Origin of the sequence: Bradyrhizobium sp. WBAH42, from assembly GCF_024585265.1 — a bacterium.
Taxonomy (GTDB): domain Bacteria; phylum Pseudomonadota; class Alphaproteobacteria; order Rhizobiales; family Xanthobacteraceae; genus Bradyrhizobium.
In genome coordinates this window covers 4,208,030-4,221,324 of sequence record NZ_CP036533.1, presented here as the reverse complement: position 1 = coordinate 4,221,324, position 13,295 = coordinate 4,208,030, and the positions used below count along the sequence as shown (strand labels likewise).

At 63.6% G+C, this 13,295-nt stretch carries 13 protein-coding genes and 1 pseudogene; 4 read left to right on the top strand and 10 right to left on the bottom strand.

Annotated features, from left to right (window positions below):
• Positions 1 to 150 precede the first annotated feature (150 nt).
• The 5 genes and pseudogenes from DCG74_RS19570 to DCG74_RS19550 form a co-directional block, all read right to left on the bottom strand.
• Positions 151 to 591 (bottom strand): hypothetical protein, encoded by a 441-nt coding sequence (locus DCG74_RS19570; RefSeq protein WP_172784564.1) that lies wholly within the window; start codon positions 589 to 591, stop codon positions 151 to 153.
• Positions 592 to 605: 14 nt separating this feature from the next.
• Complete coding sequence (locus tag DCG74_RS19565; RefSeq protein ID WP_172784563.1) at positions 606 to 2,306, bottom strand: aspartate:alanine exchanger family transporter; 1,701 nt, start codon at positions 2,304 to 2,306, stop codon at positions 606 to 608.
• Between the two features lie 17 nt (positions 2,307 to 2,323).
• Entirely contained in the window at positions 2,324 to 5,077 is a 2,754-nt protein-coding gene (locus tag DCG74_RS19560) for a decarboxylase (protein ID WP_172784562.1), read from the bottom strand.
• Between the two features lie 206 nt (positions 5,078 to 5,283).
• Positions 5,284 to 5,398, bottom strand: a pseudogene (locus DCG74_RS19555) (SulP family inorganic anion transporter); the annotation flags it as partial.
• Between the two features lie 4 nt (positions 5,399 to 5,402).
• Positions 5,403 to 6,083, bottom strand: a complete 681-nt coding sequence (locus DCG74_RS19550; RefSeq protein WP_172784561.1) for a YoaK family protein — start codon at positions 6,081 to 6,083, stop codon at positions 5,403 to 5,405.
• Between the two features lie 132 nt (positions 6,084 to 6,215).
• Here DCG74_RS19550 and DCG74_RS19545 point away from each other — a divergent pair, with 132 nt between their 5' ends.
• From DCG74_RS19545 to DCG74_RS19535, 3 genes are all read left to right on the top strand, one after another.
• Positions 6,216 to 7,904, top strand: coding sequence for an aspartate:alanine exchanger family transporter (locus DCG74_RS19545; RefSeq protein WP_172784560.1), 1,689 nt, complete (start codon positions 6,216 to 6,218; stop codon positions 7,902 to 7,904).
• 68 nt (positions 7,905 to 7,972) lie between these two features.
• Complete coding sequence (locus DCG74_RS19540) at positions 7,973 to 8,800, top strand: S9 family peptidase (protein ID WP_246708772.1); 828 nt, start codon at positions 7,973 to 7,975, stop codon at positions 8,798 to 8,800.
• A gap of 194 nt (positions 8,801 to 8,994) precedes the next feature.
• Positions 8,995 to 9,408: an invasion associated locus B family protein gene (locus DCG74_RS19535; protein ID WP_306557859.1), complete on the top strand. Its 414-nt coding sequence runs from the start codon at positions 8,995 to 8,997 to the stop codon at positions 9,406 to 9,408.
• Positions 9,409 to 9,422: 14 nt separating this feature from the next.
• On the opposite strand, the gene DCG74_RS19530 is transcribed toward DCG74_RS19535, so the two are convergent.
• From DCG74_RS19530 to DCG74_RS19520, 3 genes are all read right to left on the bottom strand, one after another.
• Positions 9,423 to 9,791 (bottom strand): response regulator transcription factor, encoded by a 369-nt coding sequence (locus DCG74_RS19530; RefSeq protein ID WP_172784557.1) that lies wholly within the window; start codon positions 9,789 to 9,791, stop codon positions 9,423 to 9,425.
• A 172-nt stretch (positions 9,792 to 9,963) separates the two neighbouring features.
• The gene (locus tag DCG74_RS19525) at positions 9,964 to 10,587 is read right to left on the bottom strand and encodes a response regulator transcription factor (RefSeq protein WP_172784556.1); all 624 of its coding nucleotides are present in this window, start codon (positions 10,585 to 10,587) and stop codon (positions 9,964 to 9,966) included.
• 44 nt (positions 10,588 to 10,631) lie between these two features.
• Positions 10,632 to 10,916: a hypothetical protein gene (locus tag DCG74_RS19520; protein ID WP_172784555.1), complete on the bottom strand. Its 285-nt coding sequence runs from the start codon at positions 10,914 to 10,916 to the stop codon at positions 10,632 to 10,634.
• On the opposite strand from DCG74_RS19520, the gene DCG74_RS19515 reads away from it, so the two are divergent.
• Entirely contained in the window at positions 10,900 to 11,583 is a 684-nt protein-coding gene (locus DCG74_RS19515) for a helix-turn-helix domain-containing protein (protein ID WP_172784554.1), read from the top strand. The two genes, DCG74_RS19520 and DCG74_RS19515, sit on opposite strands and share 17 nt — an antisense overlap.
• 55 nt (positions 11,584 to 11,638) lie before the next feature.
• Here DCG74_RS19515 and DCG74_RS19510 read toward each other — a convergent pair whose 3' ends face one another.
• Positions 11,639 to 12,094: a potassium channel family protein gene (locus DCG74_RS19510; protein ID WP_172784553.1), complete on the bottom strand. Its 456-nt coding sequence runs from the start codon at positions 12,092 to 12,094 to the stop codon at positions 11,639 to 11,641.
• A gap of 23 nt (positions 12,095 to 12,117) precedes the next feature.
• Complete coding sequence (locus DCG74_RS19505) at positions 12,118 to 13,242, bottom strand: AI-2E family transporter (RefSeq protein WP_172784552.1); 1,125 nt, start codon at positions 13,240 to 13,242, stop codon at positions 12,118 to 12,120.
• Positions 13,243 to 13,295 lie beyond the last annotated feature (53 nt).

Below are 13,295 nucleotides of genomic sequence, written 5' to 3'. Positions count from 1 at the left end.
TTGGATGATGCCGCCGCACGACCGCGATAGGCACCCGACGATAAGGTCGGGTACCGATCCGATTCGAGCTTGATTTGAATCAACAAGACGAAGGCTTTGTGAGGCGGGCTCCTGCAGCGCGCACGTGAACGGGCGCGCTGCGCGGCTCGTTCAGCTCGATTTCAGGCGGATTGTGACGCCACCGACGGCAGCCGATACTTCCGCGCCGACCTTGGGACCGCTGAGCTGGAGGATGACGCCATTGCTGTTCTGCAACTGAACCGCGCCAGCACCTGCGGCGATTGCCCCACCCGCTCCTCCCACGGCATAGGAGCCTTCGATGGATGCCGGCCCCTTCAGATTGAGCGCCCGACCGACGAACTTCGTCGTCGACGCCCCGATGGTGAGGCCCACGCTCATGCCAGACACCGTGAACGGATACTTCTTGCCCCGGTAGACCAAAACGCCCTCTCCGCCACCGGCGCCGACGATGAAGCCACCCTTGGTGAAGACGACCGCAACCTGGCCGGTATCGGCATGCGTCGGCGTGCTGAAGCCGGCAACGGTTGCGAGCGAGGCGACCAGGACGGCGCCGAAGATCAGTTTTCTCATGACGTGTCTTCCCCTTATTGAGCCAGGATCATGGCGAAGTAGCCGAAGATGGTGAGAAGGATGCCCGAGACGGCATAGCCGACCGGGAATCCGATCCAGGGCACGGAGCTCTGGATCTCGACCGCGGCCTCGCGGCACGGGCCGGAATGCGAGCGCGCGCCGGCAACGCCGCCCATCAGCACCGCCGGATTGATCTTGAAGACGTGGAATCCGATCGCCCAGACGATGAACGGCGGGATCGTGCACGCGATGAAGCCGACGATGAAGATCTTGAGCGCGAGCGCGCCGGTGAGCTGAGCCAACAGGCCGGCGCCGGCATTGACGCCGACGATCGCGACGAACACGACGAGGCCGAGATCCTCGAGCACGTTTCGCGCCGCATTCGGCGTATTGCCGAAGAAGCGCAGACGCGACACGACCGAGGACACGATCACGCCCGACAGCAACAGGCCGCCGGCATTGCCGAGGCCGACCTTGGCGCCGAAGGCCGGGAATTCGATCATGCCGATCAGGAAGCCGATGATCATGCCGACCGACAGGGTCAGCAGGTCGGTCGAGGTGTTGGCGCGCGCGATGCGGCCCCACATCTCGCCGAGCTCGTTGACCGCCGACTTCAGGCCGACCACCGAGACGATGTCCATGCGTTCCAGCTTGGTCTTGAGACCGGCCGGGATCTGCACGCCGCCCCGTTCGACCTTGGTCACCTGCAGCTGGCCGGCGATGGCCGTGTCGCGGAAGGATTCGAAAGTACGCCCGACGACGTCCTTGTTGAAGACGACGATTTCAGCCTGGTCCATGGGTATACCGAGCGTCTTGGCGTCGGCGACCTCCGGACCGATCAGGCCCATCTTCTCGGTCAGATGCTCGGTCGAGCCGCCCAGCGCGACGATATCGCCCTTCTGCAGCACGAGCTCGGGATCAGCACCCTGCGGCTCGCCATTACGCCCCACGTTGACGATCCGATATTCCGGATTGACCGCGCGGAATTTGGCGATGCTCATCCCCACCGTCGCGGGATTTTCGAGCCGGTAGGCCCGCAGACCGAACTGACGATAGCCGGTCAGAGCGCCGCCTTCGAGATCCTTGACGCCGAACTCCTGCTCATACTGCTTCGCGGCAGCCTTGGCATCGACGCCCCACCAGCGCGGGAGATATTTGCAGATCAGGATGATGCCGACGGTGCCCCAAATGTAGGTGATACCGTAGGACAAGGCGATCATGCCGGAGGCATCCTCTGGCTTCATCCCGGCAGGCAGTTTCACGACGCCCGACGTGACGGCCTGCTCGGCCGAACCAATCGCCGCCGACATGGTCTGCGAACCCGCCAGCATGCCGCCGGCCGCACCGGGCGGAAGCGCGAACAGCTTTGCACCGATCACAACGAGCGCCAGGCCGATCACGCTCGACACCACGGCGAGGAACAGGAACTTGATGCCGTCGCCCCTCAGGCTGTTGACGAAGGAGGGACCGACGCGCAGGCCGACGCCGTACATGAAGAGATAGTAGAACAAGCTCTTGGCAAAGTTATTCAGCTCCAGCTTCACGCCATAGCTGGATGCCCAGACCGAGAGGCCCGCGCCGACCACGATGGCACCGGCGACCATGCCGAGGCCATAACCCTTGATGCTGGCCCGGCCGATATAGACGGCGAGACCGACCACGAAGAACAGCAGCAAATAAGGGTATTGCCGCAAGAACTCGAAAAATGCCTGCATGTTCGTCCCCTCCCGGCCTATGACGCGGCCTTGAGCTTGGGCTGCGCGCTGGGCTTTGGCTTGCCGAGCTTGGCCAAGGCTTCCGTCCGTACGAGTTTCAGCCCTTCCTTGGCGTCGTAACCATGGATCTCCTTCACATCGAGCTTGCGCATGAAGTCGATGGTCTCCTGGGTGATGACCTGGCCGGGCACCATGATCGGGAAGCCCGGCGGATAGGGAATGACGAAATTGGCCGAGACGAGCTCGGGACCGGCCTTCAGCCGCCGGTCGATCTCGGGGTCGTTGAGGCGAATGTGCTCGCAGCCGGCAACGTCATAGGCCGCGTAGAAGCCGCTGCGGATGTCGCCTTCATTGGTCTTGGTGCCGGCGTCGCCGCGGAAGCTCGGGTGGAAATGCGAGAAGTTCGGCAGGTCGGGCACGTCCTTCATGAGGCTCGTCACCCGTGCCTCGAAGACCTTCCGCGCATTGGCACCGCCCTGGGCAAGGCCGCGATCGATCTCGCCCGCGATCTCGGCGAGCACACGGACGAGATGCGCGACGTCGCTGCGGGTGTTGTTGATGTTGGACTGGACCAGCACCGAGTTGCGCGAGGTCTTGTTGACCTGGATGTTGTACTCGTTGGCGAGAATGCCCTTGAACTGCGTGCCGTCATAGCCGGCCATGCCGCACACCAGCGTCATGCGGGTCGGGTCGAGGCAGAACTCGTCCTCGTTCAGGCTCTTCAGCGTATTCGCCCAGTTGACGCCGGGGGCGAGGAAGTCGGTGAAGCCGCTTTGGCGATAGTGCGCCGGCACCATGGCGTCGGCACCGAGGATACGGAAGTATTTCGAGATCAGCGGATTGTTGTTGACTGCCTGGCGGATGGCGAACGCAATCTCGATTGCATTGGCGACGAGGCCATAGCCCTCCAGCTCCATCTGCCGCCGCGAGATGTCGAGGCTCGCGATCAGCTGCTGGTTCGGACTGGTCGAGGCGTGGGTGAACACCGCCTCCTTGAACTGCTGCTCGACGGTGTGGAATTCGACGTCCTTGACCGAGAGCATCGAGCCCTGGCGGATCGCCGACATCGACTTGTGGGTCGAGTTGGTCTGGTAGACGCGCAGCCGGATCTGTCTGGGATCCGGGATCAGGCGGGTCTTGAGCAGCGCCTCCTCGGACGGGTTCTTGCCGAGCTCGGCCTGCTGCTTCTCATAGGCCTCGACCGACTTGGGATGGCGCATCCATGCCTCGATTTCGTTGGCGGCGCCAAGTCCGGTGCGGCGGCGCAGGAACGGCGAGAACCGCGCGAAGCCGAACCAGGCTTCATCCCAGAGGAAGATCAGATCGGGCTTGATGGCGAGGCATTCCTCCATCACCCGCCTTGTGTTGTAGATATGGCCGTCGAAGGTGCAGTTGGTCAGGTCGACCATCTTGACGCGGTCGAGCCGGCCGTCGGCCTTGGCGCCCAGCAGCGCCTGCTTGATGGTCTTCAGCGGCACCGCGCCGTACATCGAATATTCCGTCATCGGGAAGGCTTCGACGTAGAGCGGCTGCGCACCGGCCAGCACCATGCCGTAATGATGCGACTTGTGGCAATTGCGGTCGACGATCGCGATGTCGCCGGGCGCCAGCAGCGCCTGCACCGCCATCTTGTTCGACGTCGAGGTGCCGTTGGTGACGAAGAAGACGCGATCGGCACCGAGCGCCCTCGCCGCCTTCTCCTGCGCCTTCTTGATGTTGCCGGTCGGCTCCAGCATGCTGTCGAGACCGCCGGTGGTGGCGCTGCTCTCGGCCAGGAACAGGTTCGGGCCGTAGAACTCACCCATGTCCCGTATCCAGTCGGACTTGAAGATCGACTTGCCGCGCGCGATCGGCAGCGCATGGAAGGTGCCGATCGGACGCTGCGCGTATTTCTTGAGATTGTCGAAGAACGGCGTGTCGTAGCGATCCTGGATGCCTTCCAGGATCGACAGATGCAGTTCCAGCAGCTCTTCGACGGAATAGAAGATGCGGCGGACCACATCCGCTTCGGGATTGCCGGCGAGCTCCTCCACGTCCCGGTTCGAGATCATATAAAGGTCGAGCTCGGGCCTGACGCGCTTGATGATCTGGGCGAGCCGCAGCGCCGAGGCATCGGTTTCGTCGTTGAGACCGGCCGTGGCCATGATCGAGCGCAACACCGGCGCATCGTGGCGCGAACGCAGGCCGAAACCCTCGTTGATGATGACTGCTCCGATGTTCGGATTGAGCATCGTCGCGCAGAAGGCGTCCTCCAGGCTGCCGACGATGACGGGTTCATAGATGAATGCGTCGACCGGGCGCCGCAGCTTGCGCCATTCGGCGGCCAGCGCCGGCCATTGGCTGGATGATACGCCGGTGACGATCAGGGTCTCGAAATACGGCCTGCGCGCGCCGTGCGCGCCAAAGGCCGGCGGCACCAGTTCGGGTGCGTCACCATTGCCGTCGTCCTTGGCGTTCCAGTCGCCGGCATGCTGGCGGAAGGACCGGGTCGCCAGCGCCTGGGCAATTCTCGTCGCAAGGGCGAACGATGACGCGCCGTCGCCGGCGGCCGCAGCTTCCCGCAGCGCCGCCATGAGGTGCGGACCGGGATAGCCGTGAAACTCTTCGGTGATCGAAAGATCGGCCAGTGCCGCGTCATAGGCTGTGCGATTGCCGACGCGCGCCCAGGTCTTTGCTGCTTCCACTAGGTCGCGCCAGTCGTCTGCCCGTGCACCAGGGCCGGAAAAGAACTGGTCGATACGCTTCTGTGCGGGCTTGGCGTCTTTGGACATCTCTCTCTCCCGATCCTTTTTACCGAAGGTAATGCGGGATGGTGGGTGCGGCGCTGCTCGCTCCGTTGATCCAAGTCAACGGTCGCATGCATTATGCGACCCGATGCCATGCGTTCGCAGCGCAACACGACAACATCAGGCCGTTCGTTGTGCGACACTCGCCTGATCATCGCCGGGCAGGTCACCAGTGCCAGCGGCGTCCGTCAGCCGGCATTGTCGTTCAGCGCCGATCGCGACAGGCCGCCCGCAACGGGATAGCCATGGCCGAAGGCGGCCGCGAGGTTCGGCGCCCAGTCCCAGAAACTCCTGACGGACATCGAGCGGTTCATCGCCCGTCCTCCGAACGGGACGCTTCGCAGCGCAGCAACACAATCAACAGCGCGACCACGGGCAGGCCCAACGCGAGATCGGGAATGTTCTTGGTGGCAAGAGCGCCGGCCGCGGCACCGAAGCCGAACACGGCACATAGTGCGAAGAAGATGCCCGAACGCCGCAGCGTTCCCAGTGGCGCGCCCCCTGCTGCGACTGCGAAGACGTTCTCGATAGCCTGACGCATGTTGCCGGTGATCATCACCGTGCTGCACGCTGTGCCTTCGACCTTGAGGAACATCGCGGCCTGCATCGCCGCCACGGCGGAAATACCGAGCGTTCCGGCCAGATCGGGCAGCCGATTATGCAGGATACCGATCGCTATCAAGAGCAGGATCTCGATCAATGTGCTGATCGCGCTGGCCCGCTCGCCCGCGACGCGGCGCAGCCAGGCTGCAAGCACGATTCCGATCGCGAAAGCCAGGATTGGCGGAACGAAGTGCAAGGCCTTCGCCCAGTTGCCGGCCGTCGCATAGACCCAGAGGAAGACCAGATTTGCGGTCTGGGCGTTCGCCATCACACCGTGGATGATCCAGGTATAAGCGTCGATATAGCCGCCGGCAAAGGCGAGCAGCAGGACGATCTCGACTGTCTCATCGCGGCGGATCGCGCCGGCTGCGACGTCAAAGGTACTCATGTCGGCAATACGGGCTGTCGCGCACATTCCATTGCGTCATAGGCGCCGCCACGTTGCCGCGAAGGCTTGATCTGGATCAAGCAACACCCCCGCCGCCATCAATCAAATCACGCCAAAGCGCCGGGGAATGCCATGGAAACCGTCAGGTGGATCATTGCCACCGCACCGGAAATTTTCCTGCTGCTCGCGATTGCGATCGGCACCATCCTCGGCCGCGTCAGGATCCGCGGCTTCTCGATCGGAACCACCGCCTGCATCCTGATTGTCGCCGTGCTGATCGGACAACTCGGGAGTTTCACGTTCCCGCCGATCCTCAGGGCGATCCTGTTCAGCCTGTTCGTGTTCACCATCGGCTACCGTTCTGGACCGGAATTTTTCGCTTCGCTGAGCCTGCGGACCCTGACGCAGGTCGTGCTGGCGCTGGTGATCGGCGCCACCGGGCTCGTCCTGGTGCTCATCTTCGCTCGTGTCTTCACGTTGGATACAGGGACAGCGGCGGGACTGACGGCCGGGGCGCTGACGCAATCCTCAGTGATCGGCACCGCATCTGGCGCCCTGGCGCAGCTCGGCCTGCCTAGCGACGTGCTGAAGCAGCAGGAAGCCAACATCGCGGCGGGCTACGCAGTGACCTACGTGCTCGGCTACATCCTGACGCTCCTTTTCGTGCCATTCATCGCGCCACGGCTGATGCGGATCGATCTGAAGGCAGAGGCGAAAAAACTCGAGGCGGAGCTCGCCGGCGGTGCGCCGCCAAAGACGGAAAACCTGTCCTATCGCAAATTCCAGGCCCGCGCCTATCGCGTGTCGGCCGGCGCTGGTCGTGCCATCGGTGCCATCGAGGCGGAGATCGGCAGCCGCACGGTCGTGGAGCGGATCGTTCGGGGCGGGGCCGACATCAAGCCGCAGCAGGACACCGTGCTCGAGGCCGGCGACGACATCGTCATTGCCGGTCCGACCGCGGCGATCGTCGCAGCCAAGCCGATTCTGGGGGCCGAGATCGACGCGGGGGAACTGCTGCGCAACCTGCCCGGCAACGTGATCGAGGTGCTCGTCGAAAACCGCCAGATGCACGGCCGCTCGCTGCGCGAGATCGTTGACCGGCTCGGTGACAATACACGCGGCGTATTCCTGCGTGCGCTGACGCGCATGGGGCGGGAAGTGCCGCTCGGTCCCGACACGCGGGTCTACCTCGGCGACGTCATGACGCTGGTCGGCAGCACCAGCAATATCGCGCGGGCAACGGCGCAAGTGGGACACGCCCTGAATACGAGCGACCGCACGGACATCGCCTATCTCGCCGCAGGCATCGCAGTGGGTCTTCTGGCCGGCCTTGCCAGCTTCAAAGTCGGGACTGTCGCATTGGCGCTGGGTGGCGGTGGCGGCGCGCTGATCGCAGGGCTCGTCTGCGGCTGGCTGCGGACGCGCCGGCCCGGCATCGGCGCAATGCCGCCGGCGGCGCAGCAGACCCTGAGCGACATCGGCCTCGGCGGCTTCATCGCGGCGATCGGACTCGGCAACGGCCTCGCCGCATGGTCGGCGATCCAGGCCCACGGCCTGTTGCTGGTCGGCATGGGCATCGTCGTCACGCTGGTTCCGATGGTGGTCGGAACGCTCGTTGCCTATTATTTGCTGCGCATGAACCCCGTCGTGACCTGCGGTGCGCTCGCCGGCGCGATGACGGTCGATGCCGCCGTCACCGGCGCCTGCGACGTTGCCGAGAGCCAGACACCGGTGCTCGGCGTCGCCGTCCCCTACGCGGTCGGCAATGTCGTGCTCACGGTACTCGGCCCGATCGTCGTGGCCGCAACCTACGCAGGTTGAGGGAGGCGGGGATGCGACGCGGACCTGCCTTGCTCCATTCTCTCGCGATCACCTTCCTCGCCCTCTTCATGGCCGTATCGCCCACGCGCGCCGGGGACGAGGTCCGCATCCAGGAGGAAATCTGGGCGCTGCCCCTGCCGCTGCCGATGTTCGCCTATCTGGTGCGCCCGGTCGGCGACGGACCGTTTCCGCTCGTCATCATGAATCACGGCGTCTCGCTCGACGCGACCCAGCGCAGCCTTTTCCCGCTGGTCGAATTTCGCGACGCCGCCAAATGGTTTGCGAAGCGCGGCTATCTCGTGGTGGCGCCAGTGGGCAGCGGCTATGGCGCGCAGGCGATCGACATCCCCGAACGCGGGATGTTCGGCCCGTTCTTCTCGAAGATCGGAAAGTGCACCAATCCCAATTTCCGTGATGCCGGCCTCGCGGTCGCCCAGGTCGATCTCTGGATCATTGACTATCTGGCCGCCGAGAAGCGGATCATCCCGAAGGATGTGATCGTGGTCGGCCAGTCTGCCGGCGGCTGGGCCTCGATCGCCCTGTCGAGCGTGAATCCGACTCAGGTGAAGGCCATCATTGTCTTTGCCGGGGGCCGCGGCGGACGCGTCGACGGCAAGCCGAACAACAATTGCGCGCCCGACCGCCTTGTCGAGGCCACCGCCGATTTCGGCCGCACATCGCGCGTGCCGATGCTGTGGATCTACATCGGGAACGACACGTTTTTCGGTCCCGAGCTGTCAAAGCGCATGCACGCTGCCTTCATCGCCGCGGGCGGCCGGGCCGAATATCACCTGATGCCGCCGTTCGGCAACGAGGGACATTTCTTCATCGGTTCGCCGGACGCGGTTCCGCTCTGGTCGCCATTGGTTGCCAAATTTCTCGATGCGCAGAACTGAGTCTCGATCTCGGAGTTGCAGCGATGGCCCGTGCTCTTGATTGTCTCTCTGGCCTTCTGGTTGTTGCAGCAGTCGGGGCCGCCACGATCGCTGCTGTCGCTTCGTCCAAGGCGGCACAATCCGAAAAGCCCCCCGAGTTCGCAACGCGCGGCCAGCGCGATGCAAACGACATCAGCTATGGCAGCTGGCAAAAATTGTGCTTCAAGGCCGGCGGCGCGCCCACCCTCTGCCGAACCTCGATCACCGGCCGGTTCGCGACCGGGCAGACGGCCGTGCGCATCGATCTGATCGAGCGGGAGGACGCGCCCACGGCCCGCCTGCAACTTTTCGTACCGGTCGGGATGTACCTGCAACAATCACCGAAATTGGCCGTTGACCATGGCGCCGCGTTCCGCATTCCCTATACCTGGTGTCTCACCAATTTATGCATCGCGGCCGACGTCGTGGCGCCAACAATCGTCGAGGAGATGGAAAAGGGTCAGACGCTTCTGCTCGAACTCGTCGATTCCAATCTTCTTGCCCTGACGGCCTCGATTCCCTTGGCGCAATTTGCCTCCGCCCACACGGGGGCGCCGACCAGGACGTTCGAGCAATATGTCGACGAATGACGGCCGGCGTGGAGCTAAAAGACGCGGGCGCGCTCGACGGACTCGATCAAGGACTGCGCCGCAAAGGGCTTGATCAGATAGGCGATGCAGCCTGAGGCAATCGCCGCGGCGCGGTTTGCCGGGCTGTCATTGCCGGTGACATAGATCACCGGCGCCGCGATGCCTTTCTCAGCCAGGCTTCGCCGCACCTCGATGCCGGACTTTGCACCCAGATTGACGTCGAGGATGATGCAGATCGCGGTGTGGAACCTGCCGTGATCGAGCAAGGCGCTACCCGTGTCGAACAGGGTGGTAGCGAAGCCGTGTCCTCGCAGGAGCCTGTCCATGCTGGTACGCATGGACAGATCGTCGTCTACGACAAAGACGGACTCGCGCAGGGGCAAGGCGACTTGCCTTTCTGGAAGACCACGGTGGGATATTGGATACGATCGCTCCGCGTTCTTTGCGCGGGTGTATGTGCATTATAGCACACAGCTCGCCGCGCACTGTCAACACGTCTTGGCATTGTCCTTTGGGACAGGCAGATTGAGGGAACTTCACGCCGTCCTGAAGCCGTCAGCCTTCGTCCGGATCGAGCATTCCGAGACGCTCTGCGATCGAAACGAGCTCCGCCAGCGAGCGAACCTGCATCTTCTCCATCACTTGATGGCGGTGCGCCTTCACCGTGCGCTCTGTGGTCCCCAGCTCATGCGCGATCTGCTTGTTGATCCGGCCGCGCACGATCAGATCAAACACCTGCCGCTCGCGCTGCGTCAGCGCGGCCAGATGACGACGAAGCAAATCGAGCCTGCTGGCTTGGGCGCGCGCCGTCCGCTGACTGGCCAGCGCCCGCTCAATGGCATCGAGCAGTTGCTCGGACGACACCGGTTTGGTCAGGAAGTCTTCCGCACCGGCCTTGATCGCACGTACCGTCGTTGGCGTGTCGGCATGACCGGTCAGGAAGATGATGGGCAACATCGAACCGGACGCGACCAGCCGGGCCTGCAGGTCCGGACCGCTCAGGCCAGGGATCCGGACGTCGAGCAGGATACACCCGACCTGCTCCTCATCCGACAGCGAGTCCAGCAGCTCCACTGCGGAAGCATAGGTCGCTACCTCGTATCCCGCGAGCTTCAGCCGGCGCTCGATCGCGGTCCGAAAGGACGCGTCGTCGTCAACAACGTGAACAAGGCCTGGCAACTCTACCTCTCGCCAAAAATCAATTGGGACGCTCGACGTCCTACTCATTTTTCAAATCGATCTTCACGTTTGAAGGTCGAAATATCTGCTTCGCAATATGTCGCATCTGCCCTGTGGCTGGGCTTCTCAGCCAGCGCAGCAATCGCCAGTGCTGTCCTTTGGTACAATGAACCTCGGGACAATGGATAAGAATACTTCCTTGGTCGAAAATCAACTTCGGCGGGAGTGGGATTGCGCGGCGCATTCTCGGCAAAGCATTTCGTTTGCCAGACCAATTCGGCGGAAAAGGCGGAAAAGCTGAGGAGTTGGCCTATGTTCGTTCGCATCACGACGGATTCCACGCTGCGTCCCAATACTCTCCGCGACCTCGGCATGGCAAGTCATTCAAATGCACTGGTCAATTTAAGCGAATTTTCCTACCGAAAAGGCTCCGAGATCTACGGCGAGAAGGAGCCGGCCGAGTATGTCTACCAGGTCAAGTCCGGCGCGGTGCGAAGCTACAAGCTGCTGTCGGACGGCCGCAGGCAGATCGGCGCATTTCACCTCGTCGGCGACATTTTCGGGCTCGAGAACGGCAGCGAGCATCGGTTCACGACGGAAGCCATCGTCGACACCACGGTGCGGCTGATCAAACGCCAAAGCCTGGAAACCGTGGCCGAGGGCGATGCCATGGTGGCCAGAAACCTGCTCAGCATGACCACGAGCAACCTCCAGCATGCGGAAGACCACATGCTGCTTCTCGGCCGCAAGACCTCCCTGGAGCGCGTCGCCGCGTTCCTGCTCGAAATGGACAAGCGCCTGACGGCCGCCGGCGTCATGGCGCTTCCGATGTCGCGACGCGATATCGCCGACTATCTCGGCCTGACGCTGGAGACCGTCTCGCGGGCTCTGTCGCGACTGCATGAGCTCGGCGTTCTCGGCTTCATCGGCAACACCCAACGCCAGATCGTTCTGCTCGACCGGCACCAGCTCGCAAGCCTCGATCTGCAGTCCTGAGCCGGCGAAAGGCCGTTCACGATCCGCAAGGTCGCGATTGACCGAGGCGACAGTATCAGGTGCGCGGCAGGTCCGCACCGGGTTTTTCCGTGAGCCCGAGACGGTCGAGCGTCTTGAGCAAGACTTCGAACAGAATGGCGGCGGACCAGCCGAACAGAAGAACACCGTTCATGGCAGTCAGCGGGCCGATCAGCCGCCATTCGCGTACCGGCGTGATGTCGCCATAGCCGAGCGTGGTGTAGTTGACGAACGCAAAGTAGAGCATATCCGCGTCGGCGGCGGCGGCCTGGACGACATGATAGGTCACCGCCCATGTCAGAATTTCGAGCATGTGGGCGGCCTTCAACACGACGGCGACCGCGATCATGGCGCTCATCAGGTGCAATCGCGGCCGCCTGGTATGGCGCGGGACGGCACTGCGGGCGATGGTGACGGCGACCACCGTCACGAGCGCGTGGATTCCGATATTGATCACGCTGACGAGCGTGCCGACAAGGAATTGGAGCATCATCGGGTTGAAGTCAACCTTTCAATCTAGGTCAATCGCGCCTCGACGGCATCCTTCGCGACAACGGTCGCCTGATCGACGCGTGCGGGCGTAGCGCGGCCGATCCCCATCCACGCGGTCGAAAGCTCCCAGGCCACCGACAGGATGATCGGCCCAATGAACAGGCCGATGATCCCATGCGCGAGCGTACCGCCAATGACCCCGATCAGGATGACGAGCGTCGGCGTCGTCAGGCCCCGCCCCATGAGGAGCGGCTTCAGCACGTTGTCGAGCAGGCCGACCACGACGAGATAGACCGTCAACAGCACGGCGACGGTCACGTCCTTGTCCATCCAGATCCAGACCAGCACGGGGAGAAGAACGGGGGCGGCGCCGATCTGGACGATCGACAGCAGGAGCACGACGAGCGCGAGCAGTCCCGCGCTCGGGATCTCTGCGAGCTTGAAGCCGATGCCCGCCAGCAGGGCCTGAAGGATGGCGACGCCGATGATGCCCTGCGCGACGGCGCGTATGGTGGCGCCGGCGAGCTCGAGGAAGTGCTCGCTCTGGCCGGGCACGATGCGCAACAGGAAGCCGCGGAGCGCGGCGACGAACTGCGCACCGTGCGGAAGCAGAAAACCCGCGACGATCACCGACAGCAGGAATTGGAGCATTCCAATTCCGGTGTCACCGGCAAACGACAGCATCATTCCGGCGAGCGGTTTCAAGTACGGCGTCACCTCGCGCAACGCCGCACGGATGTTCGTGTAGGCCTCGTTCCAGATCGCGTAGAGCTGAGGACCGATCAGCGGCCAGCTCCTGATCTGCTCCGGTGCGGCCTGGAGCGCGAGATCGCCACTGCCGATCTGGCCTGCGAGGTCCCGGATCCCTTCGACTGCACTGAGGCCGAGCCAGGCGGCGGGACCGATGACGGTGCCCAGCGTGACCAGGGTGAGAACGGCTGAAGCTGTCCGGGGCCGGCCACCGAGGCGTTGGGCGAGCCAGGCGAAGACGGGATGAAACGCCACGGCCAGCACGGCGCTCCAGCTCAGGATCGGCACGAACGGCCGTATCACGAGGAAGGTCCAGAAGATCAGCAGCCCGAGCAAGCCCAACCGGATCACGAGCTGGACAACGTCCTCCGCGGACAGAAGCTGACGAAGCGTCTTCAAGGCTCATTGCCTCCGGGCCGGCAGACGGCTGCTGAGCAGCTAGCGGGGCGGCC